The 21,910-nt window shown below is 68.9% G+C and carries 20 protein-coding genes; 2 read left to right on the plus strand and 18 right to left on the minus strand.

What is annotated here, in order from left to right; all coding sequences use genetic code 11:
* Positions 1 to 39: 39 nt before the first annotated feature.
* Positions 40 to 597, plus strand: a complete 558-nt coding sequence (gene thpR, locus F1599_RS24755) for an RNA 2',3'-cyclic phosphodiesterase (protein ID WP_150084830.1) — start codon at positions 40 to 42, stop codon at positions 595 to 597.
* A 91-nt stretch (positions 598 to 688) separates the two neighbouring features.
* On the plus strand, positions 689 to 1,432 hold the full coding sequence (locus F1599_RS24760; protein ID WP_149318462.1) for a flagellar brake protein: 744 nt from the start codon (positions 689 to 691) through the stop codon (positions 1,430 to 1,432).
* Positions 1,433 to 1,602: 170 nt separating this feature from the next.
* On the opposite strand, the gene F1599_RS24765 is transcribed toward F1599_RS24760, so the two are convergent.
* The 18 genes from F1599_RS24765 to F1599_RS24850 all read right to left on the minus strand — a co-directional run bounded on the left by F1599_RS24765 (position 1,603) and on the right by F1599_RS24850 (position 21,714).
* The gene (locus tag F1599_RS24765) at positions 1,603 to 1,836 is read right to left on the minus strand and encodes a hypothetical protein (protein WP_006576881.1); all 234 of its coding nucleotides are present in this window, start codon (positions 1,834 to 1,836) and stop codon (positions 1,603 to 1,605) included.
* A 370-nt stretch (positions 1,837 to 2,206) separates the two neighbouring features.
* Positions 2,207 to 3,106 (minus strand): IclR family transcriptional regulator domain-containing protein, encoded by a 900-nt coding sequence (locus F1599_RS24770; RefSeq protein ID WP_223819870.1) that lies wholly within the window; start codon positions 3,104 to 3,106, stop codon positions 2,207 to 2,209.
* 179 nt (positions 3,107 to 3,285) lie between these two features.
* A complete protein-coding gene (gene hisN, locus F1599_RS24775; protein ID WP_149318460.1) occupies positions 3,286 to 4,071 on the minus strand; it encodes a histidinol-phosphatase in 786 nt (261 codons plus the stop codon).
* Between the two features lie 154 nt (positions 4,072 to 4,225).
* Complete coding sequence (locus tag F1599_RS24780) at positions 4,226 to 6,235, minus strand: sigma-54-dependent Fis family transcriptional regulator (RefSeq protein WP_150084831.1); 2,010 nt, start codon at positions 6,233 to 6,235, stop codon at positions 4,226 to 4,228.
* Positions 6,236 to 6,485: 250 nt separating this feature from the next.
* Positions 6,486 to 8,063, minus strand: a complete 1,578-nt coding sequence (locus F1599_RS24785; protein ID WP_150084832.1) for a GMC family oxidoreductase — start codon at positions 8,061 to 8,063, stop codon at positions 6,486 to 6,488.
* Positions 8,064 to 8,207: 144 nt separating this feature from the next.
* The gene (locus F1599_RS24790; protein ID WP_223129692.1) at positions 8,208 to 8,801 is read right to left on the minus strand and encodes a gluconate 2-dehydrogenase subunit 3 family protein; all 594 of its coding nucleotides are present in this window, start codon (positions 8,799 to 8,801) and stop codon (positions 8,208 to 8,210) included.
* Between the two features lie 209 nt (positions 8,802 to 9,010).
* Positions 9,011 to 9,790 carry a lipoate--protein ligase family protein gene (locus tag F1599_RS24795; protein WP_223819871.1) on the minus strand — a complete coding sequence of 260 codons (780 nt, stop codon included), beginning with the start codon at positions 9,788 to 9,790 and terminating at the stop codon, positions 9,011 to 9,013.
* Positions 9,790 to 10,533, minus strand: coding sequence for a dihydrolipoamide acetyltransferase family protein (locus F1599_RS24800; protein ID WP_149318457.1), 744 nt, complete (start codon positions 10,531 to 10,533; stop codon positions 9,790 to 9,792). The genes F1599_RS24795 and F1599_RS24800 overlap by 1 nt, the downstream gene beginning before the upstream one ends.
* Before the next feature lie 3 nt (positions 10,534 to 10,536).
* A complete protein-coding gene (locus F1599_RS24805) occupies positions 10,537 to 10,782 on the minus strand; it encodes a lipoyl domain-containing protein (RefSeq protein ID WP_006578478.1) in 246 nt (81 codons plus the stop codon).
* The gene (locus tag F1599_RS24810) at positions 10,779 to 11,858 is read right to left on the minus strand and encodes an alpha-ketoacid dehydrogenase subunit beta (protein WP_150084833.1); all 1,080 of its coding nucleotides are present in this window, start codon (positions 11,856 to 11,858) and stop codon (positions 10,779 to 10,781) included. The genes F1599_RS24805 and F1599_RS24810 overlap by 4 nt, the downstream gene beginning before the upstream one ends.
* Positions 11,859 to 11,926: 68 nt before the next feature.
* On the minus strand, positions 11,927 to 12,934 hold the full coding sequence (locus F1599_RS24815; RefSeq protein WP_149318455.1) for a thiamine pyrophosphate-dependent dehydrogenase E1 component subunit alpha: 1,008 nt from the start codon (positions 12,932 to 12,934) through the stop codon (positions 11,927 to 11,929).
* Positions 12,935 to 13,315: 381 nt separating this feature from the next.
* Entirely contained in the window at positions 13,316 to 14,083 is a 768-nt protein-coding gene (locus F1599_RS24820) for an IclR family transcriptional regulator (RefSeq protein WP_150084834.1), read from the minus strand.
* Positions 14,084 to 14,176: 93 nt separating this feature from the next.
* Positions 14,177 to 15,376, minus strand: a complete 1,200-nt coding sequence (locus tag F1599_RS24825) for a CaiB/BaiF CoA transferase family protein (RefSeq protein WP_150084835.1) — start codon at positions 15,374 to 15,376, stop codon at positions 14,177 to 14,179.
* A gap of 62 nt (positions 15,377 to 15,438) precedes the next feature.
* Entirely contained in the window at positions 15,439 to 16,605 is a 1,167-nt protein-coding gene (locus F1599_RS24830; RefSeq protein WP_150084836.1) for an acyl-CoA dehydrogenase family protein, read from the minus strand.
* Positions 16,606 to 16,774: 169 nt separating this feature from the next.
* Entirely contained in the window at positions 16,775 to 17,770 is a 996-nt protein-coding gene (locus tag F1599_RS24835) for a Bug family tripartite tricarboxylate transporter substrate binding protein (protein ID WP_370639511.1), read from the minus strand.
* 60 nt (positions 17,771 to 17,830) lie between these two features.
* Positions 17,831 to 18,220, minus strand: a complete 390-nt coding sequence (locus F1599_RS24840; protein WP_149318451.1) for a cupin domain-containing protein — start codon at positions 18,218 to 18,220, stop codon at positions 17,831 to 17,833.
* 314 nt (positions 18,221 to 18,534) lie between these two features.
* Positions 18,535 to 20,154, minus strand: coding sequence for a PAS domain-containing hybrid sensor histidine kinase/response regulator (locus tag F1599_RS24845; protein WP_150084837.1), 1,620 nt, complete (start codon positions 20,152 to 20,154; stop codon positions 18,535 to 18,537).
* Between the two features lie 186 nt (positions 20,155 to 20,340).
* On the minus strand, positions 20,341 to 21,714 hold the full coding sequence (locus F1599_RS24850) for a tetratricopeptide repeat protein (RefSeq protein WP_149318449.1): 1,374 nt from the start codon (positions 21,712 to 21,714) through the stop codon (positions 20,341 to 20,343).
* Positions 21,715 to 21,910: the final 196 nt, after the last annotated feature.

Genomic DNA, 21,910 nt, shown 5'->3' on the forward strand with positions numbered 1-21,910 from the left:
CGCGCCGCACCCGCAACGCACCCGTAACCGCGCGCCGACATGCCACGGCTCTTTGTCGCACTGGAAACCCCGCCCGCGCTGGCGGCCTCGCTGCTGGCGACGCTGCCGCGCGAGCGCGGCATCCGCGCGACGCCGGCCGCGCAGGTCCACCTGACGCTGCGCTTCGTCGGCGAGGTCGACGAGGAAAAGGCCGCCGCGATCGACGCCACGCTGGCCACGATCGCCGCCGTGGCGGTCCCGGTGCGGGTCGCCGGCGTTGGCCGCTTCGGCCGGCGCGGCGGCATCCTGTGGGCCGGCGTCGTGCCCGCGGAACCGCTGCTGGCACTGCATGGCGCGCTCGATCTGGCGCTGCGCGATGCCGGGGTCGAGCCCGAGACGCGCCCCTTCCACCCGCACCTGACGCTGGCGCGCTGCGCGCCGCATGCGGCCGAGCCACTGCTGCGCGAGTGGGTCGCCGCGCACCGGGAACTGGCCTGCCCGTCCTATCTGGCGCGGCGCTTCGTGTTGTTCGAGAGCCGCCTGCAGCGGCAGGGCGCCGAGCATCGCTGCCGCCGTGCCTTTGCCTTGCGCGAGCCGGAGCGGGACAACCCCCCGTAAGTCGGGCTCAAGTTTTGCGCCAGGGATGCCGTTTCTGTACTAGAGTCCCAACGCCCGCAATCTGGATCCCCGCACCCGCCCGCGTGATTTCATGAGTTCCCACGAGTCCATCGACCAGCCCGAGGCCGCCGTCCCGTCCGACGAGCAGTACCGCCTGACGCATGCCTCGCAGATCGGCACGGTGCTGCGCGATCTGGCGTGGCAGAAATGCACGCTGAACGTGCGCTCCGGCCGCGGCCGGGAAACCGTTTCCTCGGTGCTGCACGTCGATCCGGGCAGCCGCACCTTCATCTTCGACTGGTGCCGGACCGACGAGGAAGCGCGCGCGGTGCTGGAAGCCGAGGAAAACGCGATTTCGGCCTCGCTGCGCGGCGTGCCGGTCAACTTCACCATCGGCCAGCCGGAGCCGGTGCAATATCAGGGCGGTCCGGCGTTCAAGGCCCCGTTCCCGGACAAGCTCTATCACTTCCAGCGCCGCCGGCATTTCCGCGCGCGCACGCTGGTGACGCGGGGCTATGGCTGCGAAGGGCGGCTCGACGACGGTACCGTGGTCAAGCTCGATATCTCGGATCTGTCGCTATCGGGGGTTGGCCTGCGCTCGCGCACGGTCGGCGATACGCAGCTGCCGGTCGGTACGCGCATCGCCCGCGCTCGGCTCGATTTCCGCGAGCTCGGCAAGCTCGACCTCGATCTGCAGGTGGTGGGACATTGGCTGGTGGGCCGCGACGACAGCGCGATTCATCATTTCGGCTGTGCCTTCGTCAATCCGGACGGGCGGCTGGAAAATACGCTGCAGCGGCTGGTATTCGCGCTGGAATTGGCCCATCGCGGCTGATAAAAGGCGCCGGCGGTTCGCAGCGAAATCGGCCGAAAATCGCCGTCCGCAATCACATCGTTCGCGCGAAAGCGGGAAATCCAGCGCCATTGAAAGCCGCTGGTCCACGCTTTCGCGAGGATGACGCGCGGGTCGGCGCCCTCGCGCTGTTTCTTCCCGCTGTTTCTTCCTTATTGCGGCTTGCTCTGCGCCACCATCGTGAGGGCGAGCATCACATCGCCGGACAGGCGGCCACCGTTCGATGGCATGCCGGCATCTTCCAGAATGGCCCACAAATTCTCGGAGCCGGCCGCAATCCGTTGACGCAGTTCGGCGAGATAGGCCTGTTCGGCGGGCATCAGGGGTCTCTCTGCCATGCGCATATCCGCGACGATTGCGCCAAGCGAGATGTCATCGAAAGTCATATTGGTGTTGCGGTAGTCTCTTTTTTGGCAAGAGTCTTTCAGGTTCGGACTTGTTGGACGGTGATTTTAGCAATGTATATCGCAACGCGATGCATGGAATACCGCGACTTTTCTCCGGTCTATTCCGAGGAGTGATGGCGGCGACGCGCCTCACGCTTTAAAGCGTTGCGATTGTGAGCATTGCGACATGATTCGCTTCAAACAAGCGGCGCAATATTGGCGTTAATTGTCGATTGTCGTTGTGGCGAGGAGACAGCAACGCAGGGCAGCGACACAGGGCTTGCCTGGTGCCGCACGGTCATGCCGCGTCCTCATGTCACACCGTCGTGCCGCAACCTCGCGCCGCAATCACGCCGCAATCACGTCGCACTCACGCCGCAATCAGCCTGCTCATTTCCATCGCGGCCTCGCGCATGCGGGGCAGCATGCGGGCAAGCATCTCCGCCTCGCCGACCTGCGTGGGCCGCACGCTGACGCTGATGCCGGCCACGACCTCGCCCGATTCCGCATGCACCGGCACCGCAAGCGCGCGCAGATCGAGCTCCAGTTCCTCGTCCACCACCACGTAGCCGAGCGTGCGGGCCTGCTCGAAGCACGCCTCCAGCTCGGTGCGCGACACCTTGGTCTGCAGCGTGCGCGGTCGCAGCTCCGCGCGCTCGAAGTAGGCATCGCGCGCCGGCTCGTCCAGGTGGGCCAGCAGCATGCGGCCGATCGACGTGCAGAAGGCCGGCAGGCGGCTGCCCATGCCGAGCGCGTGCGACAGCATGCGGCGCACCTCGCAGCGGGCCAGATACAGGATGTCGGTGTCTTCGAGGATCGCCAGCGCCGAGGTCTCGCCCACCGCGGCGCTGAGCCGGTCCAGGATCGGCTGTGCCTGCGCGACCAGCGCGGTCGACGAGAAGTAGGCGTGGCCGAGATGGAGCACGCGCGGGCGCAGCGCGAAGCGGCCGTCTTCCTGGCTGACATAGCCGAGGCGCTGCAAGGTATAGAGGCAGCGCCGCACCGAGGCGCGCGACAGCTGCGTGCGCTGCGCGATCTGCGAAATGGTCAGCGGCCGCCTGCGTTCGGAGAAGGCCTCGAGCACGTGCAGGCCTCGGGCCAGCGACAGCATGAAGTTCGGATCGCCCGCGTACTGGTCCAGTTGGTCCGGACGCGGCGGAGCCGTGCGCGGTGGGGCCGCATCGGCGCGCGCGGCGTCGGAGGCAGCGGGAGCAGCGGGAGCAGCGGGAGCAGCGGGCGCCGGGGCGGCGGTGGAGCGGGTGGCGTCCATATGGGAAAGGGCAGGAAGAGGGCGACAGCGATTGTTCGATAATCGCGCATCATAACCGGCCCCGGGGTGCTGCGGGAAATCTGCGGCCGGCGTCGCTGCGCGATGCCCGCGCGCTCCGCGCATTCGCCGGCGTGCGATCCGAGCATTCCCCGCCGCGTGACCCCTCGTTCTCCGCCGCGCTATTCCGCCAGCGCCGCCAGGATTTCCGCATGCAGCCGGCGATCGCCGCAGGCCACCACGCGTCCGCCATGCTGCGGATCGTCACCGGTCCAGCTGGTGATGATGCCGCCCGCGCCCTCGACGATCGGGATCAGCGCCTGCACGTCGTAGGGCTGCAGCCCGGCTTCGACCACCGCATCGACATGGCCCGCGGCGACCATGCAGTAGGCGTAGCAGTCGCCGCCATAGCGCAGCAGCCGGGCGCGGTCGGCCACGCAGCGGAACGCCTTCCGTTCCGGCTCGTCGCCGAACATCTCCGGCGTGGTGCACATCAGCTTGGCGTCGGCGAGGCTGGCGCAGGGACGCGTGCGCAGCGGCGTCCTGCCGAGCCAGGCGGCGTCGCAGGTGCCGACGAAGCGCTCGCCGGTGAACGGCTGGTCCATCACGCCCAGCACGGGCCGGTCGCCGTCGTTCAGCGCGATCAGCGTGCCCCACAGCGGCAGGCCGGTGATGAAGGCGCGCGTGCCGTCGATGGGGTCGAGCACCCAGGTCAGCGGCGACGTGCCCTCGATGCGCTCATGCTCCTCGCCATGGATGCCATGGTCGGGATAGGTCGCGGCGATCAGCTCGCGCATCGCGGTCTCGGCAGCCTGGTCGGCGGCGGTGACGGGATCGAAGCGGCGGCCGCCCTTGTCCTGCACCTCGGCATGGGTGCGGAACAGCGGCAGGCTTTGCGCCGCGGCCGCGTCGGCCAGGCGGTGGGCGAAGTCCAGATATTCGTTCAGGCGTTCGGCGGGCAGCGGCATGGCGTCGGCAGCGGGTGGTTGCAGGAAGGGACGTGGAACGGGACCTGGGCAAGGGCGCAGGAAGGGCCGGCAAGGACCGGCCGATGCAGCGATGGTACGTCGGTCCCAGCGGGCATGCCAGCCGCGCTTTGGGGACCTTGGCTCCGACTGACGCCTAGCGCCGGTTCGGCGCGACGATGCCGAATCGCTCCATCTGCCGGTAGACCGTCGCGCGCGAAATGCCGCAGGCCGCGGCGACCTCGGTCACGTTCCAGTGGTGCGCCTGCAGCGCGGCCAGCAACTGGCGCGCTTTCGGATCGTCGGGGACCGGCGAGCCGGCGGCATCGGATGCGGGCACGGACGGGGGCATGGATGCGGGCACCGATGCGGGCACAGACGCGGCCAGCGCGCGCAGCGGGCTCGCCGTGCCGGCGTCGGTCACCTCCGGCGGCAGGTCGCCAAGATCGATATGGCCGCCGTCGCTCATCGCCAGCGCGAAGCGCAGCACATTGCGCAGCTGGCGCACGTTGCCGGGCCAGTCGTAGGCCAGCATCGCGCGCCAGGCGTCGTTCGACAGCGTGGCGTCGATGTGCAGCTGGGCCGCTTCCTCCTGGCAGATGCGTTCGATCAGATAGGCCTTGTCCTGGCGCTCGCGCAAGGTCGGCAGATACAGCGTGGCGCCGCACAGCCGGTAATACAGGTCCTCGCGAAAGCGCCCCTCGGCGATCAGCTGGCGCAGGTCCCGGTGCGAGGCCGCGATCACGCGCAGGTCGACCGCGACCGGACGCTGCGCGCCGAGCGGGGTGACCTCGCGCTCGGACAGCACGCGCAGCAGCCGGCTCTGCAGGTGCAGCGGCATGTCGCCGATCTCGTCGAGGAACAGCGTGCCGCCATCGCTCTGCGCGATCAGGCCGCGCATGCCCTTGCCGCGCGCGCCGGTGAAGGTGCCCGCGGTGTAGCCGAACAGCTCGCTCTCGATCAGCGTCTCCGGAATGGCGGCGCAATTGACCGCGATGAAGGCATGCTCGCGCCGGTTGCTGCTCTGATGCAGCGCCTTGGCGAGGACCTCCTTGCCGGTACCGGTCTCGCCGTGGATCAGCACATTGAGCGGCTTGTTGGCGAGGCGTTTCGCCTGCGTGATCAGCCGCTGCATCTGCGCGTCGTCGGCGCCCAGCGCATCGAGCGCGGCGGTGTCGCCGGGCTCGGGCGCGGCCGGTGCGGGAATGCGGTGCGGCATCACGCGCGGCGCGATCGCGCTGGCGTAGTACACCTCGTCGCCATGCGTGCGCAGCGTGGCGCGATCGGACGACATGCCGGCGCGTGCGATGCGCCACAGGTCGCTCATGCTCTCGCGGAACAGCATCGTCAGCGGGCGCCCGATCACCGGGCCATGGTCCGCCGCACGCAGCGCGCGGCGCGCACCGCTGTTGATGCCGCAGACGATGCCGTCTGCGTCGAAGGCCACCATGATCTCGCCGCTGACGTCGACCAGCGACCAGGTCGCGCCCAGCCGCAGGATCCAGCGGTCGCGGAAGTAGCGCAGGAAATTGGCATCCTCGATCATCTGCGCGTACATCGCCGTCATCTGCAGCGCCAGATGCTGGCTCTCGCGCGGACCGGGCGAGGTCAGCGCCGATACGTCGAGCACGCCGAGAAAGCCGCCGGTGGGGTCGAACAGCGGCGCGCTGTTGCACGTCAGGCTGATATGCGAGACATCGAAGTGGTCGGTCTGGTGGCAGGTGACCGCATGCTGCTCGACGATGCAGGTGCCCACCGCGCAGGTGCCGGCCTGGCGCTCGCTCCAGTCGGCGCCGAGATAGAGGCCGGAGCTCTTGAGCTCGCGATCCCACTGGTCGTTGCCGATGAAGTCCACCGCGATGCCGTGCGAGTCGGTCAGCAGCAGCACGTAGCCGAGCGAGGACATGCGCTTGTACAGCTGCTCCATGCCGGTGCGGGCCACGCCGAGGAAGTCCTCGATCTGGTCCTTGTGCTCGCGCAGCCGTCCCGCCTCGACGATATGGGCCGGCATGCGGCGGCCGGGGTCCATACCGTACTCGTTCACGCAGCGGATCCACGAGCGCTCGATCTCGCTGAGCGGCGGCCGGGCCGGATCGGCCTGGCTGGCGAGCGTCAGCACCTGCTCGACATGCGCGTGCCGTTGGGCGGCTTGCTTGGCACTGATCACAGGGTCTCCTTCGCTGCGCCTTGCCGTGGGGACGGGCGACGCTTATCTGCTGTTGTCTTCGTGGTGTTATCCAATATAGACCCGGAGGCGGACGGTGTCGGTACCGCGGGCCGCCTTTTCCCTCTCCCCCGGGGCCCTCTCCCGCGGGCGGGAGAGGGGAGCCCCCCGGTGGCCGAGAGCGCTGCCCCTTCCCAGGCGCGACGACCTTACACCAGCCCCGGGGCGGACTTCAATCCCGACAAGCCCGGGCTCAGACCTCGCCCCTGCGCAGCGCGCCGGCCAGGTATTCGGCCTGGCGGATCGCCAGCGCGACGATCGTCAGTGTCGGATTGGCGGCCGAACTGGAGGTGAACTGGCTGCCGTCCGAGACGAACAGGTTCTTGACGTCGTGCGCCTGCCCCCAGCGGTTGACCACGCCGTCGCGGGCGTTGGCGCTCATCCGGTTGGTGCCCATATTGTGACTGGCGGGATACGCCGGCATATCGATGACCCGCGTCGCGCCGACGGCCTCCGACAGCTTGCGGAACTGCTGCAGCCCGTGCGCCGCGATGGCCTCGTCGTTGCGGTGGTAGGTCTTGGTCACGATCGGGATCGGCAGGCCGTACTGGTCCTTCTCGGTCGGATGCAGCGTGATGGTGTTCTGCTCGCGCGCCATGTCCTCGCCGCAGACCCAGATCGCGGTCATGTGGTCGTACTGCTCCAGCGCCGAGGTCACGTCGCGTCCCCAGCCACCGGGCTTCATGAAGGCCGCCGTATAGGGCAGCCCCAGCGCCAGCCCTTCCAGGTAGTAGCCGCCGTTGAAGCCGCGCCTGGTATTGAGCGCGACCTCGTCGGCCACCACCGCGCCGATATCGAAGCCGCGGTACATGTAGACCGGCTTGCGATGGATCGCCACCGCGGCCGCGGTAGCGTGGTTCATGTAGTTGCGGCCGACCTGGCCCGAGGAATTGGCCAGCCCGTTGGGGAACAACGTCGAAGCCGAGTTCAGCAGCAGCCGCGCCGATTCGATCGAATTGCCCGCCACGCAGACCACGCGCGCCTTCTGCAGATGCTTGCGCCCCTTGCTGTCGGCATACAGCACGCCGTTGACCTTGCCGGACTTGTCGTGCTGGACCTGCAGCACCATGCTCTCGGGCCGCAGTTCCACACGGCCGGTCGCCAGCGCCTTCGGGATCTCGGTGTAGAGCGCCGACCATTTGGCGCCGATCTTGCAGCCCTGCATGCAGAAGCCCGCCTGCTGGCATGCGGGACGCCCGTCGTAGGGCGTGGAATTCGAGGCCACCGGCCGCACGATCTTGCGATAGCCGATCTTGCGCGCACCAGCCGCCACCACCTTGTACTGGTTGCTTTCGGGCATCGGCGGCTGGCCGCTGGCGGCGCTGCCGGTCACGCCCATCTTCTTCTCGGCCTTGTCGTAGTACGGAGCCAGTTCCTCGTACGTGATCGGCCAATCCAGCACGTTGGCGCCTTCGACCTGCCCATAGATTTGCCGCGTGCGGAAGTCGTGCGGCTGGAAGCGCAGCGCGACGCCGGACCAGTGGATGGTCGAGCCGCCCACCGCCTTGACGATCCACGCCGGCAGGTTCGGATAGGTCTTGGTGTGGTGCCAGCCGCCGGCCGAGATCCGCTTGTCGAGCCACGAGATCTTGCGGAACATCGCCCATTCGTCGTTCTCGAAGTCCGCCTGCGTGTAGTGCTTGCCGGCCTCGAGGATCACGATCTTGCCGATGCCCTGCTGCGCCAGCTCGTTGGCCAGCGTGGCGCCGCCCGCGCCGGAGCCGATGATGACGACCGCGTCGCGGTCGTTCAGGTCGATCCGTGTTGCCATGTTTTGTCTCCAGTGTTGTCTCGATGCGGTACCGCGGTACGGTCAGCGGTGCCGTCTGTGCGGCCCTGCGATGCGCTTGCGGATCAACTCGCGGACCAGATTGCGGACCAGATTGCGGACCCCATTGCGGATCGAATGGGCCGATCAGATCCAGTCGATGTCGTTGAAGCCGCGGTTCGCGTAGCCGCCCTTCTCCCAGGAAGAGCCCTCGTAGCCGAGCAGCGGCCAGACCGCCTTGTTGTCGTAGAGGCTGGTCACCATCTCGCCGCGCACCTTCTCGAAGAAGGGCGTGGTCTCGATGGCCTTGAGCAGCGCGACCCGGTCGGCCTCGTCCTGCAGCTGTGCATAGGGTTTGCCGTGCTTGCGCTGCGCGGCCGCGTCGAGCTCGCGTACGCCCCGCTGCAGCAGCGTGCGGACCGCCTTGTCCTTGGCGGCCGCCTGGTCCAGCGGCGCGATGGCCTGCACGTAGTAGCGGTCGGCGAAGCGGTCGTGCGGGAAGATGTCGCGCGCCATCACCAGCAGCGTGCGCGCGGTCGGCGTGCCCAGCGCCTTCAGGTCGGTGACCAGCGCCTCGCGCGCCGGCTTGGCCAGCGCGCCGGGCGAGACCACGGCGACGCCGATGGCGGCCAGGCCCGTGCCGCGCAGAAAGCCGCGCCGGGTCACCGGCTGGGTCTTGGCCACGATGCGCATGCCGGCCGCGGGCGCGGCGGCATCCTCGTGCTGGATGTCGTCTTGCATTTGTCGTCTCCTTCGGTGGGATATCGGTATCGTTGTGTTCGCGGCGTCGGGCGTCGGGCGTCGGGCGTCGGGCGTCGGGCGTCGGGCGTCGGGCGTTGGGCGGCGGTTCGGCGGCATTCGGCGGTGTTTGGCTGCGTTTGGCAGCTTGGGGCCGCATCAGGCAGCTTCGGGCCGTATCGCGCAGCGTCCGCAGCGTTGGCCGCGCCGCGCTAGCCCGGCGGCGCCGCGGCACCGCGCGGCCGCGTTGCGTGACGGATGGAAGCGCGCGGCATGGGCTCGTGGTCGTTCGCCGCCACGCTGCCGAGCACGTCGGTCAGCATGTGGTGCAGGCGGTCGGCCAGCACCTCGGCGATCACCGGCGCGCCCAGCTCGGTCTCGCACGACGTGGTGCGGTCGGCGAGCGCATCCCCCAGGCCCGCCGGCTGCCCGAGCGCTTCGCACAGCAGGCGCCAGTCCGGCGGCGCGATCAGCGTGCCCGAGGTCAGCAGCACGCCAGTGCGCCGGCGCAGCTGCGCGAGGCCGACGATCTTGCGCGAGTCGACCACGACCTCCCAGGGCGACAGGCCGCCATAGCAGGCCCACGTCAGTGCCGCATCCGCCTGGTGGCTGCGCGCCTGCTCGGGCGGCAGCGCGAACGCCGCGATGCCCATGTCGCGCAGCAGGCCCGCATGCAGCACGCCTAGCCACCGGTAGCTGCCGATCGGCCCGCTCGACAGCAGTGCGTGATCGGGCGGCAGCACGATCGAGGCCGACAGCATCCACGGGCCGGTCAGCACCGCGCCGCCGCCGGAGCCGCGCACGACCGCGCGGTCCGCCAGCGCGGTGCGCTCGTGCAGCGCCCGCTGCGAGCAGCCGAACACCACGCCGGGCGCGCGATAGGTCCACAGCCGCAGGCGCGGCTCGGTGACTGGCTCGGCCAGCTGCCGCGCGTTCCACGCCTGCTCGGCGTGCGGCGTCGCGGTGACGAGGGTCGGGGCGAGCGCGGCCATCACAGGTCTTCCGCGGATTCAAGGCGCCGCTTCAGGTCGCCGAGGAAGGCCGCGGCCGGGTAGCCGTCGACGGCGCGATGGTCGAACACCAGGTGCAGGCCCATCATCGGCGCGATGCTGATCCAGTCGTCCTTGACCACGGCGCGCCGGATCACGCGCGTGACGCCGAGAATCGCCGCCTGCGGCGCGTGCAGGATCGGCGTGAAGCGCTCGACCTCGGTCATGCCCAGGTTGCTGATGGTGAAGGTGCCGCGCTGGTAGGCGCCGGCGCTCAGCGTGCCGTTGCGCGCGCCCTCGGCCAGCGTGCGCGCCTCGCGGGCGATCTCCTCGACCGGCTTGCGATCGACCTCGCGCAGCACCGGCACCACCAGGCCGTCGTCGAGACTGACCGCGAGCCCGATATTGACGTCCGGCATCAGCTCGATCTCCTTGTCGGAGACGCGCGCGTTCAGGCGGGGATGCGCACGCAGCGTCAGCGCGGCGGCACGCAGCACGTAGGCGGTCAGCGTGAGCTTGACGCTGTCGCCCAGTTCCGCCTGCAGCCTGGCGCGCTTCGCTTCGACCGCGCTGACATCGGCCTCGAGCGAATGCGCGACCCGGGGAATCTGCCAGCCGGCCGTCATGCCGCGGGCGATCGCGCCGCGCATGCCGGTCAGCGGAATGGTCTGCCGGGTGGGCCCGGGCGGGGACGCGGGCGCGGCGGTTCCGTCCTCCGCCGCCAGCGTCAGTGAGGCTTCGGCCATGGTCTACTCCTCGATGCGCGCCAGCACGGCGCCGCGCGCGAAGGTGTCCTGCGACTGCACCAGGATCTCGGCGATGCGGCCGGCCACCGGCGCGACGATCTCGTGCGTGGTCTTCACCAGCTCGGCTACCACCAGCGTCTGCCCCTCGGCGACGCTGTCGCCGACATTGACCTGCCAGTCCTGCAACAGGGCCTCGGTGCCTTCCTCGACATCGGCCCACACGTCGTCTGCCATCGTTACGTCGGTCATGCTGCTTCTCGCTTCAGTTCTTGGGTGGGTTGCATCAGCGCGCGGACGCTGGCGGCGATCGTGTCGACTTGCGGGATCACGAAGTTCTCGAGGGGACGGCTGAACGGGATCGGCACGTCGGGCACGGCCAGGCGGCGCACCGGCGCCTTCATCGACAGGGTGTCGAGATGCTCGGCCACGATCGCGGCGATCTCGCCGGACAGGCCGTAGCTCAGATAGTCCTCGTCGGCGATCAGCAGGCGGCCGGTCCTCGCCACCGACTCGAGCACGGTTTCCTTGTCGAGCGGCACCAGCGTGCGCAGGTCGATGATCTCGACATCGATGCCTTCCTGCGCCAGCTGCTGGGCCGCGAGCACGGACTTCTGCACCATCTGGCTCAGCGTGACGATGGTCACGTCGCGGCCCTCGCGCACCACGCGCGCCTTGCCGAACGGAATCGTGTAGGCCTCGGTGGGGACGGCCGTGGTGCTGCCTTCGAAGTACGACATCCACGACAGGCCCATGATGCCCTTGTGGTAGCAGAACACCACCGGGTTGTCGTCGCGGATCGCCTCGATCATCAGGCCCTTGGCGTCGTAGGCGTTCGACGGCACCACCACCTTCATGCCGGGCATATGCGCGAAGGTGCTGTACAGGCATTGCGAGTGCTGGGCCGCGTCGTTGTAGCCGCCGCCGATGCCGGTCATCACCACGGCCGGCAGCTTGACGCGGCCGCCGGACATGTAGGTGTTCTTGGCCAGGTGGTTGTAGATCTGGTCGAAGCAGACGCCGAAGAAGTCTACGAACATCAGCTCGGCGATCGGGCGCAGCCCCTCGGCCGCGGCGCCGATCGCGGCGCCCATGAAGGCGGTCTCCGAGATCGGCGTGTCCATGATGCGCTCGGGACCGAAGCGGTCGAGCAGTCCGGTGGTGGCGCTGAAAATGCCGCCGTACTTGCCGATGTCCTCGCCCATCACGAAGACGCTCGGGTCGCGCTCCATCTCCTGGCCGATGGCCTCGGCGATGGCCTGCGCCATGGTCAGCTTGCGGGCGGCCTGTGCGGGCTCGACCGAGGCGTGGGTGTCGTTGGGTTGCATCTGGTTGTCTCCTGTTCCTGTCATTGCGGGCAGCGGGTGGCGTTTCGTGTTGGCCAGCGGGGCCGCCATCACGCGAACACGTGCTGCAGCGCTTCCTCGGGGGCGGGGTAGGGGCTTTCGCGGCCGAACGCATAGGCGGCGTCGACGCGTTCGACGATCTGCCGGCGCAGCGCGGCATCGGCCTCGTCGTCGAGCAGGCCCTGTTCGCGCAGCTGCTTGCCGAGCCGGTCGATCGGATCGTTGCGGCGCAGCGTCTGCGCTTCGTTCTTCGGCCGGTAGGTTTCCGGATCGCCCTGGAAGTGGCCCAGGTAGCGGTCGGTCTTGACCTCGATCAGCGTGGGCCCTTCGCCGCGCCGCGCGCGCGCGACCGCGACACCGGCCGCGCGGAACACCGCAACCGCATCGTTGGTATCCACCAGTACGCCGGGTATGCCGTAGCCGGCGGCGCGGACCGCATTGCTGTCGACCGACGTCGAAGCCGACTTCTCGACCGAGATGCCATATTTGTTGTCCTCGCAGACGAACAGCACCGGCAGCTTCCACAGCGCCGCCAGATTCAGCGCCTCATGGAAGGCGCCCTGGTTGGCCGCCCCTTCGCCGAAAAAGGCGATGGCAACCCAGTCCTTGCCGAGCTTGCGCGCGGCCAGCGCGGCGCCGCAGGCCTGCGGCGCGCCGGCGCCGACGATGCCGCTGCACGAGAACTTGGTTTCGGGGTGGAACAGATGCATGTGGCCGCCCTTGCCGCGGCCCAGGCCGGTGACCTTGCCAAACATCTCGGCGGTCATTTCGTTCAGCGGCACGCCCTTGGCGATCGCGAAGTGGTGCGGGCGGTGGGCGCCGACCACGGTGTCCTCGGTGCGCAGATGCGCGCAGACGCCGACCGCCACCGGTTCCTGGCCCGCGGCCAGATGCATTTCGCCGGGCACCGGGCCGGCACCGATATCGAAGGCCAGACCCTTCTGGATCTTGGGCGGCAGCTTCCCTTCGAGATACACCTTCGCCATCGTCTCCTCGTAATGGCGAATCTCGACCATCTTTTCGTACATCCACAGCAACTGGTCCGTGGTCGGTTCCATCGTCGTGTCTCCTGTTTCTTTCGCTTGGCGAGGCGCCCGTGTCCGCGTGGGGAAGCGCGGGTGCGGCGGGCGCCGCGGCTGCCATGTCATTGCAAGCGCGATGCCAGTGCGGGAAAGTGGGGGGACGGCGGGGGACAGACCGAGCTGGGCCGGTGGCCGCAAAGCCTTGTGTGGCGCGGCTTCGCGGCGGATCGGGGAGGGTGGGTCAGGGGCGGTGCGGGACGCTCGGAGGCGATGGGATGGCGGCCGGTGCGTCGCGACGCCGTCGCGGCATGCGACAGGTGTCGCGTCCGGAATGCGACAGGTGTCGCACGGGGAGAGGCAGCGGCGAGGCGCCGGGAGGCGCCAGGAGGCGGGGGTAGCGGAGGTAGCGGGGGGGGGCTAGCCCTGCAGCGCGCGTATCGCCGTGCGCAGCGGCATTGCGATGTCGGCGGCGCGCGACTCGACCCGGTGGATCGGGCCGGCCACCGACACGCCGTAGACCACCCCGGCCAGCGTCAGCGGCACCGCGACGGCGCCGAGGTCGGCCAACGACTCGCCGAAGTTCTGCGCCCAGCCGCGTTCGCGCGAGATTTCGAGCTCGGCCTCCAGCGCTTCGCGCGACGCGAGCGTGCGGGCGGTCAGCGGTGCGAACGAGGCCCGCGCGAGCAGTGCGTCGCGGTCCGCGGCGGGCAGCGCGGACAGGATCGCGCGTCCGATCGAATTGGTATGGGCCTGCCGCAGTTCGCCGGCGGTGGCGATGTAGCGCACCGGATTGCTGGACTCGACCACGTCGAGATAGACCACGCGCCCGTCGTCCTGCAGCTTGCCGAAGATCACCGTCTCGCCGGTCTCGTCGCGCAGCGATTCGAGCACCGGCTGCACCCGCTCGAGCAGCGGGTCGTTGGCGGCGATGCGTTGCGCGATCGCCAGCAGGCGGCCGGTCGGGTAATAGCCCTGGCGCCGTCCGGTCTCGTACAGATAGCCCAGCGCCGCCAGCGTGCGGATCAGGCCGAGGCAGCTCGACATCGGCGCGCCAAGCAGCCTGGCCAGTTCGGTCAGCGTCAGCGAGCGTCCTTCGCGCGCGTAGATCTCCATGATCTCGACCACGCGCAGCGCGGTCTTGACGTTCGAATTCGCGGCTTTGTCGGCGGGCTCCACGGCGGTCATCTGCTTGTTCCTGTCGGCCTGTTGATCGGGGGCATGCTGCGCAAGGCCGACAGTGTAAGGCCTTGGCCGGTGGCGCCGCGGCTCGCGCCGATGCTAGGCCGGATCGTTGGCCGCGTCCGCGGCGGCATCCATCTCGCGCCTGGGTAGCGGCTCGGGCCAATGCCGGATATTGCCCGGCGTGCGCGAGAAGCGGGTCGGAATGCCGACCGCACGCAGCTGGCCCTCGCTTGGATGCGCGTATTCGAACACCATGCCGGTCGCGCGCAGGTGCGGGTCGTCCAGCACGTTGTCGAAGCGCGGTACTTCGCTGTGCGGAATGTCGGCGTCGCGCAGCAGGTCCAGCCATTGCGCGGTGGTTTTGGTGCGCACGATGTCCGCCAGCGTCGCGTACAACGAATCGATATGCGCGCTGCGGCCGGCGGGACTGGCGTAGCGCGGATCGGCGGCGAGCTCGGGGCGCCCGGCCACGGCGAAGAAGCGGGCCCATTGCGCGCTGGTGTACGGCAGCAGCGCCAGATAGCCGTCGGCGGTCTGGTAGGGCTTGCGATGGGGCGACATCACGCGCCCGTAGCCCGCGTCGCCCAGCGGCGGCACGAAGGTGCGGCCCGCCAGCTGCTCGACCGCGAGGAAGGACACCAGCGTCTCGAACATCGGCACCTCGATCGCCTGGCCCTGTCCCGAGCGCTCGCGTTCATAGAGCGCCATCGGAATCGCATAGGCGACGGTCAGTCCGGCGACCTTGTCCGCCAGGATCGTGTTGACGTAGCGCGGGCCCTGGTCGCCGTTGGCGCCCTGGAACTGCGCCAGGCCGCTGCGCGCCTGGATGATGTCGTCGAACGCCGGCTGCCCCGCGTACGGGCCGTCCTCGGCATAGCCGTAGGCGCCGCAATAGATCAGGCGCGGATGGTCTTCGCGCAGCGACGCGTAGTCCAGGCCGAGCTTGCGCAGCGAGGCGGGGCGAACGTTGGAGACGAACACGTCCGCCTCGGCAAGCAGACGCTTGAGGGCGGCCAGGTCGTCCGGCCGCTTCAGGTCCAGCACGACGAAGCGCTTGTTGCGGTTCAGGTTCAGGAAGGCCGCGCCCATGTTCGGATGCCGCGCCGGCTCCGCATGGCGGAAGACGTCCCCTTCCGGGGATTCGACCTTGATCACCTGTGCGCCCATGTCGCCCAGGATCTGCGTTGCATAGGGGCCCATGCCGACCGAGGTCATGTCGACCACACGCACGCCGGCCAGCGGACCGGTGGCGGCGGTGGCGTTGGTGTCGGGCGTGTCCCAGGGCGAATTTGTCATGCCGTGATCCATCACGCGTTGTGCTCCGGGGTTCAGTTCGGTTCAATGCGGTTCAATGCGGTTCAGTACGACTTCGGCAGGCCGAGCACGCGCTCGGCGATGAAGCACTGGATCAGCTGCGGGCTGACCGGCGCGATGCGCGGGATATACGATTCGCGCAGCAGCCGCTCGACGCGGTACTCGCGCGAGTAGCCCATGCCGCCGAGGGTCAGGATCGCGGTCTGGCAGGCGTTGTGGCCGGCTTCGGCGGCCAGGTATTTGGCGGTGTTGGCCTCGGCGCCGCAGGGCAGGCCGGCGTCGTAGCGCGCCGCCGCCTTCATCACCATCAGGTTGGCCGCTTCGAGCTGCATCCAAGCCTGCGCCAGCGGATGCTGCACGCCCTGGTTGGCGCCGATGGGCCGGCCGAACACCACCCGGTCCTTGGCGTATTGCGTGGCAATCGCCAGTGCCGCACGGCCCAGGCCCACCGCCTCGGCGGCGATCAAGATGCGCTCGGGATTGAGCCCGTGCAGGATGTATTCGAAGCCGCGTCCCTCCTCGCCGATCAGGTCTTCCTCCGGCACGAACAGCTCGTCGATGAACAGCATGTTCGAATCGACGGCGCCGCGGCCCATCTTGTCGATCTCGCGCACCTCGATGCGGCTGCGGTCCAGCGCGGTGTAGAACAGCGACAGGCCTTCCGTGGGCTTGCCGACCGATTCCAGCGTCCGCGTGCGCGCCAGCAGCAGCATGCGGTCGGCGACCTGCGCGGTCGAGATCCAGATCTTGCGGCCGCTGACCTGATAGCCGCCGTCGACCTTGCGCGCGAAGGTCTTCAGCCGCGTGGTGTCGAGCCCCGCGTCGGGCTCGGTTACCGCGAAGCATGCCTTCTCGCGGCCTGCGATCAGCGGCGGCAGGAAGCGGGACTGCTGCTCGGGCGAGCCGAATACCACCACCGGATTCAGGCCGAACACGTTCATGTGCACCGCCGAGGCGCCGCTCATGCCGGCACCCGATTCCGAGATCGCCTGCATCACCAGCGCCGCCTCGAGGATGCCGAGACCGGCGCCGCCGAGCGCTTCCGGCATCGCCACGCCGAGCCAGCCGCCCTCGCACATCGCCGCGTGGAAATCGTGCGGGAAGGTGTGGTCGCGGTCGAGCCGGTCCCAATATTCCATGTCGAAGCGGGAGCAGACCGTGCGCACCGCTTCGACAATGGCGGTCTGCTGGTCCGAGAGTTCGAAATTCACGTCGCTGTCCTCGTGTTGCGGCTGTTGTTCGGTGGGGGCGTGGCGGCTTGGTGCCGCGCTAATGCCGCTGATGCGGCGTCAGTGTGGGCGTTGGTGCCGCGTTGGTGCCGCGTGGGTGCCGCGTGGGTGCGTGCATCGGCGCGGCGTCACGGCGCGGCACGATGGCCGGTCATTCGGGCTGGATGCCCGCGTCCTTGACCAGCCTTGACCATTTGCGCAGCTCCGCCGTGACGAAGTTGCCCAGCTCGGCCGGCGTGCTGCCGAAGGGTTCGAAGCCGAAGGCGTAGTACTGCGCGGCGTGCTGCTTGTTGGAGACGATCGCCACCAGTTCGCGATTGAGCCGTTCGACCACCGGCGCGGGCGTGCCCGCCGGCGCGAACACGCCGTTCCACGACGTGATATCGAAGCCCTTGAGCTCGGGCACGCTGGCCAGCGGCGGCACCTCGGGCAGCAGTTCGCTGCGCTGCGCGGTGGTCACGCCGAGCGCGCGCAGCTTGCCCGCCTTGACGTTGGCGATGCCGGCGGCGAAGTCGACGAACATCAGCTGGATCTGGCCGCCGATCACGTCGGTCATCGCCGGCGGGGTGCTCTTGTAGGGGACGTGCAGCATGTTCAGGCCCGCCATCCGCGCCAGCGTCGCGCCGGCGACGATGCCGGTGCTGTTGCCGCTGCCATAGGACAGACCCGGATGCGACTTGGCGTAGGCGATGAACTCGGGCAGCGTCTTGACCGGCAGCGAGGGGCTGACGACCAGCATGAAGGGCAGGTTGCCCATGCGCGCGACCGGCGTGAAGTCCTTGACCGGGTCGTAGCGCAGCTGCTTCATCAGCGACGGGTTGGCGGAGTGCGTGGTGTTGGTCGTCATGAACAGCGTGTAGCCGTCCGGCGCGGCCTTGGCCACGTATTCGGCGGCAATGGTGCCGTTGGCACCCGGCTTGTTCTCGACCACGACCGACTGGCCGAGCGACTCGCCGAGATACTTGGCCGTCAGCCTGGCCACCGCATCGGTGCCGCTGCCGGCGGCGAACGGCACCACCAGCTTGATCGGCTTCGAAGGAAAGGTGTCGGCCAGCGCCGCGGGCGCGGCCACGGTCAGCGCCATCGCCACGGCGGCCGCGGTGCGTCCCAATAGTCGGCCCAAGCCCTGCCTGGTCAGCATGTTCATCGTCTGTCTCCTCGTTATGGTGGGATGGCCCGACTGCGCGGGCTCATGGTTGGGCGCGGCTCAGTCGGGCCGCACCACGCGTTCCGGCGATTCCTCGTACGGCGGCGAATAGATGACCAGTACCTTGACCGGCTCGTCGCTGACCACCGTGAACACGTGCATCTCGTCGGCGGGAAAGAAGCAGCAGTCGCCCGGGCCGAGCTCGCGGCGCTGCCCGCCTACCTCCGCCAGCGCGCGGCCCTCGAGCAGGTAGCAGACCTGCTCGATGCCCGGATGCGCATGCGGCAGCGCGCCCTTGCCCTTTTCGATGGTGCCGTGCACCACCTCGAGATGGCGCGCGCCGACGGTTTCGGGGCCGATCAGGCGACGGTTCAGGGTGCCGACGTGGTTGGCCGGGTGATAGCCCGGAACGTCGTCGAGCGATACGAAGTAAGTGGGGCGGTCTGGCACGGGCAAGCCTCGGTATGGAGTCGCGGAAGCGATCTTCAAATTCGAAATGATGAATCGCAGTTTATATCCGTGAATTAACGGGTCAAGCGATTTGTGGACGGCTCCGGGTTTACGCCTACCGAAGCGGGGCCACGGCAAACGGCGACGCGAAGCCGCACCGCCGCTCGGAAGGCCGGCGGCGTACGTGGGGAGAGGAAGAACGGGGAAGGAGGAGGGAGAAAGGAGGGCAGGGAGGGCGGGGAGGGCAAGGAGGCGGGTCTGGCGTAGCGGTCCCACCTGATCGGCAGGCCGCTGCGCCTTGGCCCGGACGCCGACTATGTCGCCGGCGGCGAATTGCCGGCCGGGCCGGCGCCGGCGACCGTGCCCTGCTCGACCATCGCCAGCAGCATCTGCAGCTTCGGCAGTTCGACCGGCTTGACGATATGGAAGTGAAAGCCCGCCGCCTTGGTTTCGGCCCGGTCGCTCGGCTGGCCGAAGCCGGTCATCGCGGCGAACACGGTGCCGGACCAGCCCCGCATGTTCTTCAGTCCGCGCAGTAGCGCAAAGCCGTCGACCACGGGCATCGCGATATCGATCAGCGCCAGCTGCGGCACGAAGCTGCCGGCGATCTCGATAGCGCCTTCGGCGTCGTAGGCGATATGGACCTCGTGCCCCATCGCCTGCAGCAGCATGCCCAGGCTGTCCGCGGAATCGCGGTTGTCGTCGACCACCATCACCCGCAGCGCGCCGGCCGGCAGCGGCACCGCCGTATCCTGCTTTTCGTCGGCGCTCTCGATGCCCAGCGGCAAGCGGATCGTGAAGGTGCTGCCCATGCCTTCGCCAGGGCTGCTCGCACGGATCGAGCCGCCGTGCAGCTCCACCAGCGAGCGGCACAGCGACAGGCCGATGCCCAGGCCGCCCTCGTCGGACACCTTGCCGTGCTTGTGCTGCACGAACAGGTCGAAGATGGTGTCGATCTCGCTGGCGGGAATGCCGATGCCTTCGTCGCTGACGCGCAGTTCCACCGCCTGCGGCTGCAGATCCGACTCGATCGCGATCCGGCTGCCCGGCGGCGAGAACTTCGACGCGTTCAACAGCAGGTTCTGCAGCACCTGAATCAGACGGGTCGGATCGGCGCGCATCGCGATCTGGCCGGGCACCCGCAAATCCAGCCACTGCCTGCGCCGCTCCAGCGTTGGCTTGGCGGCTTCGGCCGCCCGCGCGACGATGTCGGCCAGGTCCACGCGGCTGTATTGCAGCTCGACCTTGCCGGAGGTGATGCGGCCCATGTCGAGCAGGTCGTCGACCAGCCGCGTCATATGGGACAGTTGCCGGTCCAGCACGCTCTGGCACTGGCGCAGCGTCGCGCTGTCGCGCGGCGCCCGCTGGTCGCCCGAGCCCAGCGTCTCGAGCCGCATCAGATTGACGGCGTTGCGCATCGGTGCCAGCGGATTGCGCAGTTCGTGCGACAGCGTGGCCAGGAACTCGCTCATGCGCCGGCTCGATTGTTCCAGCTCTTCCAGCCGCTTGCGCTCGGTCATGTCGCGCGTGACCTTGGCGAAGCCCTGCAGCACACCCTGCTCGTCGAACATCGCCGTGATGGTGACGTTGGCCCAGAACAGCGTGCCATCCCGGCGCACGCGCCAGCCTTCGTCCTCGAAGCGGCCATCGGCGGCGGCCCGGCGCAGCTCGTAGTCCGGCCAGCCGCGCGCCACCGCATCGGGTGGATAGAAGACCGAGAAATGCTTGCCGATGATCTCGTGCGCGGCGTAGCCCTTGATCTTGGCGACGCCGCGATTCCAGCTGGTGATATTGCCGGACACGTCGAGCGTGAAGATCGCGTAGTCCTGAATGGCCTCGACCAGGGCCCGATATTTGGCTTCCAGCTGCTTCGGCGTGCCTTCCGCGTTGGCTGAAGCCTCCGTACCGTGCGCCGGTTCGGTGGGGTGTGTCATGTTGAAGCTCCGGGCGGGGATGACGCAAAGGATACGCCAGCCATGGCGGCGGGCCAAAAAAACCGCAGGCGGCACGAGGCCGCCTGCGGTGGCTTGCGACGCATCGGCGATGCGCGCCACACGTGCCGATACGTTCGATACGCAGGCCGGTTGGCGTGGAGCGTCCCCGGCGCCCGCGCGCGCGGCTCAGGCCGCCCGCGCTGCCGGTGTGCGGCCTGCCGCCTCGGCGCTCTCGCGGTACAGCGTCGAGGCGCGCTGCACCAGCGTGCTCAGGCTTGGCGTCATCGGCTTGAGCTCCATCCGCTCGGCCGCGAGCGCGCAGGCCAGGTTGGCCCTGTCGCCGCGCAATGCCGCCTCGATCAGCGTCAGGTTCAGGATGTCGCGCTGGGCGTGGCTGCCGCCGAAGCGATGCGCGATCAGGCGCACCGGCATCAGCAGTTCGATCGCATGGTCGTAGTCGCAGGCCTCGAACGCGTACAGCGCCTCGATCACCGGCAGGCCGACCTCGCGCGTCATCGCGGCGTTGGTACCCGTGCCCGCCGCCGCCCGCCGCATGTTCGCCATCAGCCTGGCGAAGGACGCCGGGCGGTCGTCGCCGAGATAGGCAAGGCCGGCGTGCACGTCGTTGAAGGCGTAGGTCCCCTCCGCGCCGCGCGCCTCGCAGGTATCGGCCAGTTCCGCCCAGCGCGAGCCCACGTCGATGCCGCGCAGCTGCAGCCGCCACAGCATCGCGCTGGCGTCGATCACGTCGAGCGCCACCGCGGAGCGCGCGGCACGGATGCGTTCGTCGTACAGCGCCAGCACCTGGTCGGCATGGCCGAGCTCGAGGTGGAACAGCGCCAGATGCCACCAGTTATGGACGGCCATCATGTTGTCGGTGGCCCAGTCCTCGGTGCGCGACTGCAGCCAGCCGATGCCCTGGTCCGGGCGGCCCTGCATCTCCATCACGTGCGCGACCGCATGAATGGCCCACGGATCGCGCGGATCGAGCTCCAGCGCGAAGCGCCCGCGTTCCTCGGCCTGTTCGTACAGATGGGTCTCCTCCAGGCCGAAGGCGTGCATGCCCAGCACATGGCTGAAGCCCGGCACACGCGCATTCCAGTTCGGCAGCACCTGCGCGATGCGATCGCGCAGCATGCTCGACTGGCCCAGCAGGAAGTCGGTGATATGCGCGACCTGCAGCGCCAGCGCATCGCGCGGGTAATCGATCACGATGTCGCCATACATCTGGTTCGCGCGGGCGAACTCGCCGTCGAGCCAGGCACGGGCAGCGGCGATATGCCGGCGCTCGCGCTCGTTGGCGATGCCGTGCAGCGCCTCGGCGGCCTCGACGGTCTGGCGCAGCAGCGGCGCGACCGCGCCATCGCCGGCGGTGATCAGCATCCCCGCGCGTAGTGCGTGCCCCATCACGAACTCGGGGTCTTCGGCCAGGGTCTCGTCGATCATCGTCAGCGGATCGCCGTAGTAGCCCTGCAACAGTTCGAGGGCGGATTCGAAACGCTCCATCGAACGGCTATTGCCCGACGAAACCTGCAGGTGCCGGGAATCGGTGTGTGCCATGGAAGTCATCCTTGTTTCTAATGCGCAATCCAGCAGCCCGGTGGTCTTGTCGCTGTCTGCGCCGCATCATGCGGCCGGCGGGCGTCGCGGCTGGCCTCGCCATTGGAGAGTCTTGGAGGCGGGGCAGTAGCGAGGTTAGGGGGGCGCCGTGATATGGCCGTGCGCGCCGGCGTGAAAGAAGCGTGAAAGTTGTGGG

It is taken from the genome of Cupriavidus cauae, from assembly GCF_008632125.1.
Taxonomy (GTDB): domain Bacteria; phylum Pseudomonadota; class Gammaproteobacteria; order Burkholderiales; family Burkholderiaceae; genus Cupriavidus; species Cupriavidus cauae.

Coding starts and splice junctions, on each gene's coding strand:
- thpR (WP_150084830.1), top strand. CDS start 40: ATGCCACGGCTCTTTGTCGCACTGGAAACCCCGCCCGCGCTGGCGGCC.
- F1599_RS24760 (WP_149318462.1), top strand. CDS start 689: ATGAGTTCCCACGAGTCCATCGACCAGCCCGAGGCCGCCGTCCCGTCC.
- F1599_RS24765 (WP_006576881.1), bottom strand. CDS start 1,836: ATGACTTTCGATGACATCTCGCTTGGCGCAATCGTCGCGGATATGCGC.
- F1599_RS24770 (WP_223819870.1), bottom strand. CDS start 3,106: ATGGACGCCACCCGCTCCACCGCCGCCCCGGCGCCCGCTGCTCCCGCT.
- hisN (WP_149318460.1), bottom strand. CDS start 4,071: ATGCCGCTGCCCGCCGAACGCCTGAACGAATATCTGGACTTCGCCCAC.
- F1599_RS24785 (WP_150084832.1), bottom strand. CDS start 8,063: ATGGCAACACGGATCGACCTGAACGACCGCGACGCGGTCGTCATCATC.
- F1599_RS24790 (WP_223129692.1), bottom strand. CDS start 8,801: ATGCAAGACGACATCCAGCACGAGGATGCCGCCGCGCCCGCGGCCGGC.
- F1599_RS24795 (WP_223819871.1), bottom strand. CDS start 9,790: ATGGCCGCGCTCGCCCCGACCCTCGTCACCGCGACGCCGCACGCCGAG.
- F1599_RS24800 (WP_149318457.1), bottom strand. CDS start 10,533: ATGGCCGAAGCCTCACTGACGCTGGCGGCGGAGGACGGAACCGCCGCG.
- F1599_RS24805 (WP_006578478.1), bottom strand. CDS start 10,782: ATGACCGACGTAACGATGGCAGACGACGTGTGGGCCGATGTCGAGGAA.
- F1599_RS24810 (WP_150084833.1), bottom strand. CDS start 11,858: ATGCAACCCAACGACACCCACGCCTCGGTCGAGCCCGCACAGGCCGCC.
- F1599_RS24815 (WP_149318455.1), bottom strand. CDS start 12,934: ATGGAACCGACCACGGACCAGTTGCTGTGGATGTACGAAAAGATGGTC.
- F1599_RS24820 (WP_150084834.1), bottom strand. CDS start 14,083: ATGACCGCCGTGGAGCCCGCCGACAAAGCCGCGAATTCGAACGTCAAG.
- F1599_RS24825 (WP_150084835.1), bottom strand. CDS start 15,376: ATGACAAATTCGCCCTGGGACACGCCCGACACCAACGCCACCGCCGCC.
- F1599_RS24835 (WP_370639511.1), bottom strand. CDS start 17,770: ATGAACATGCTGACCAGGCAGGGCTTGGGCCGACTATTGGGACGCACC.
- F1599_RS24845 (WP_150084837.1), bottom strand. CDS start 20,154: ATGACACACCCCACCGAACCGGCGCACGGTACGGAGGCTTCAGCCAAC.
- F1599_RS24850 (WP_149318449.1), bottom strand. CDS start 21,714: ATGGCACACACCGATTCCCGGCACCTGCAGGTTTCGTCGGGCAATAGC.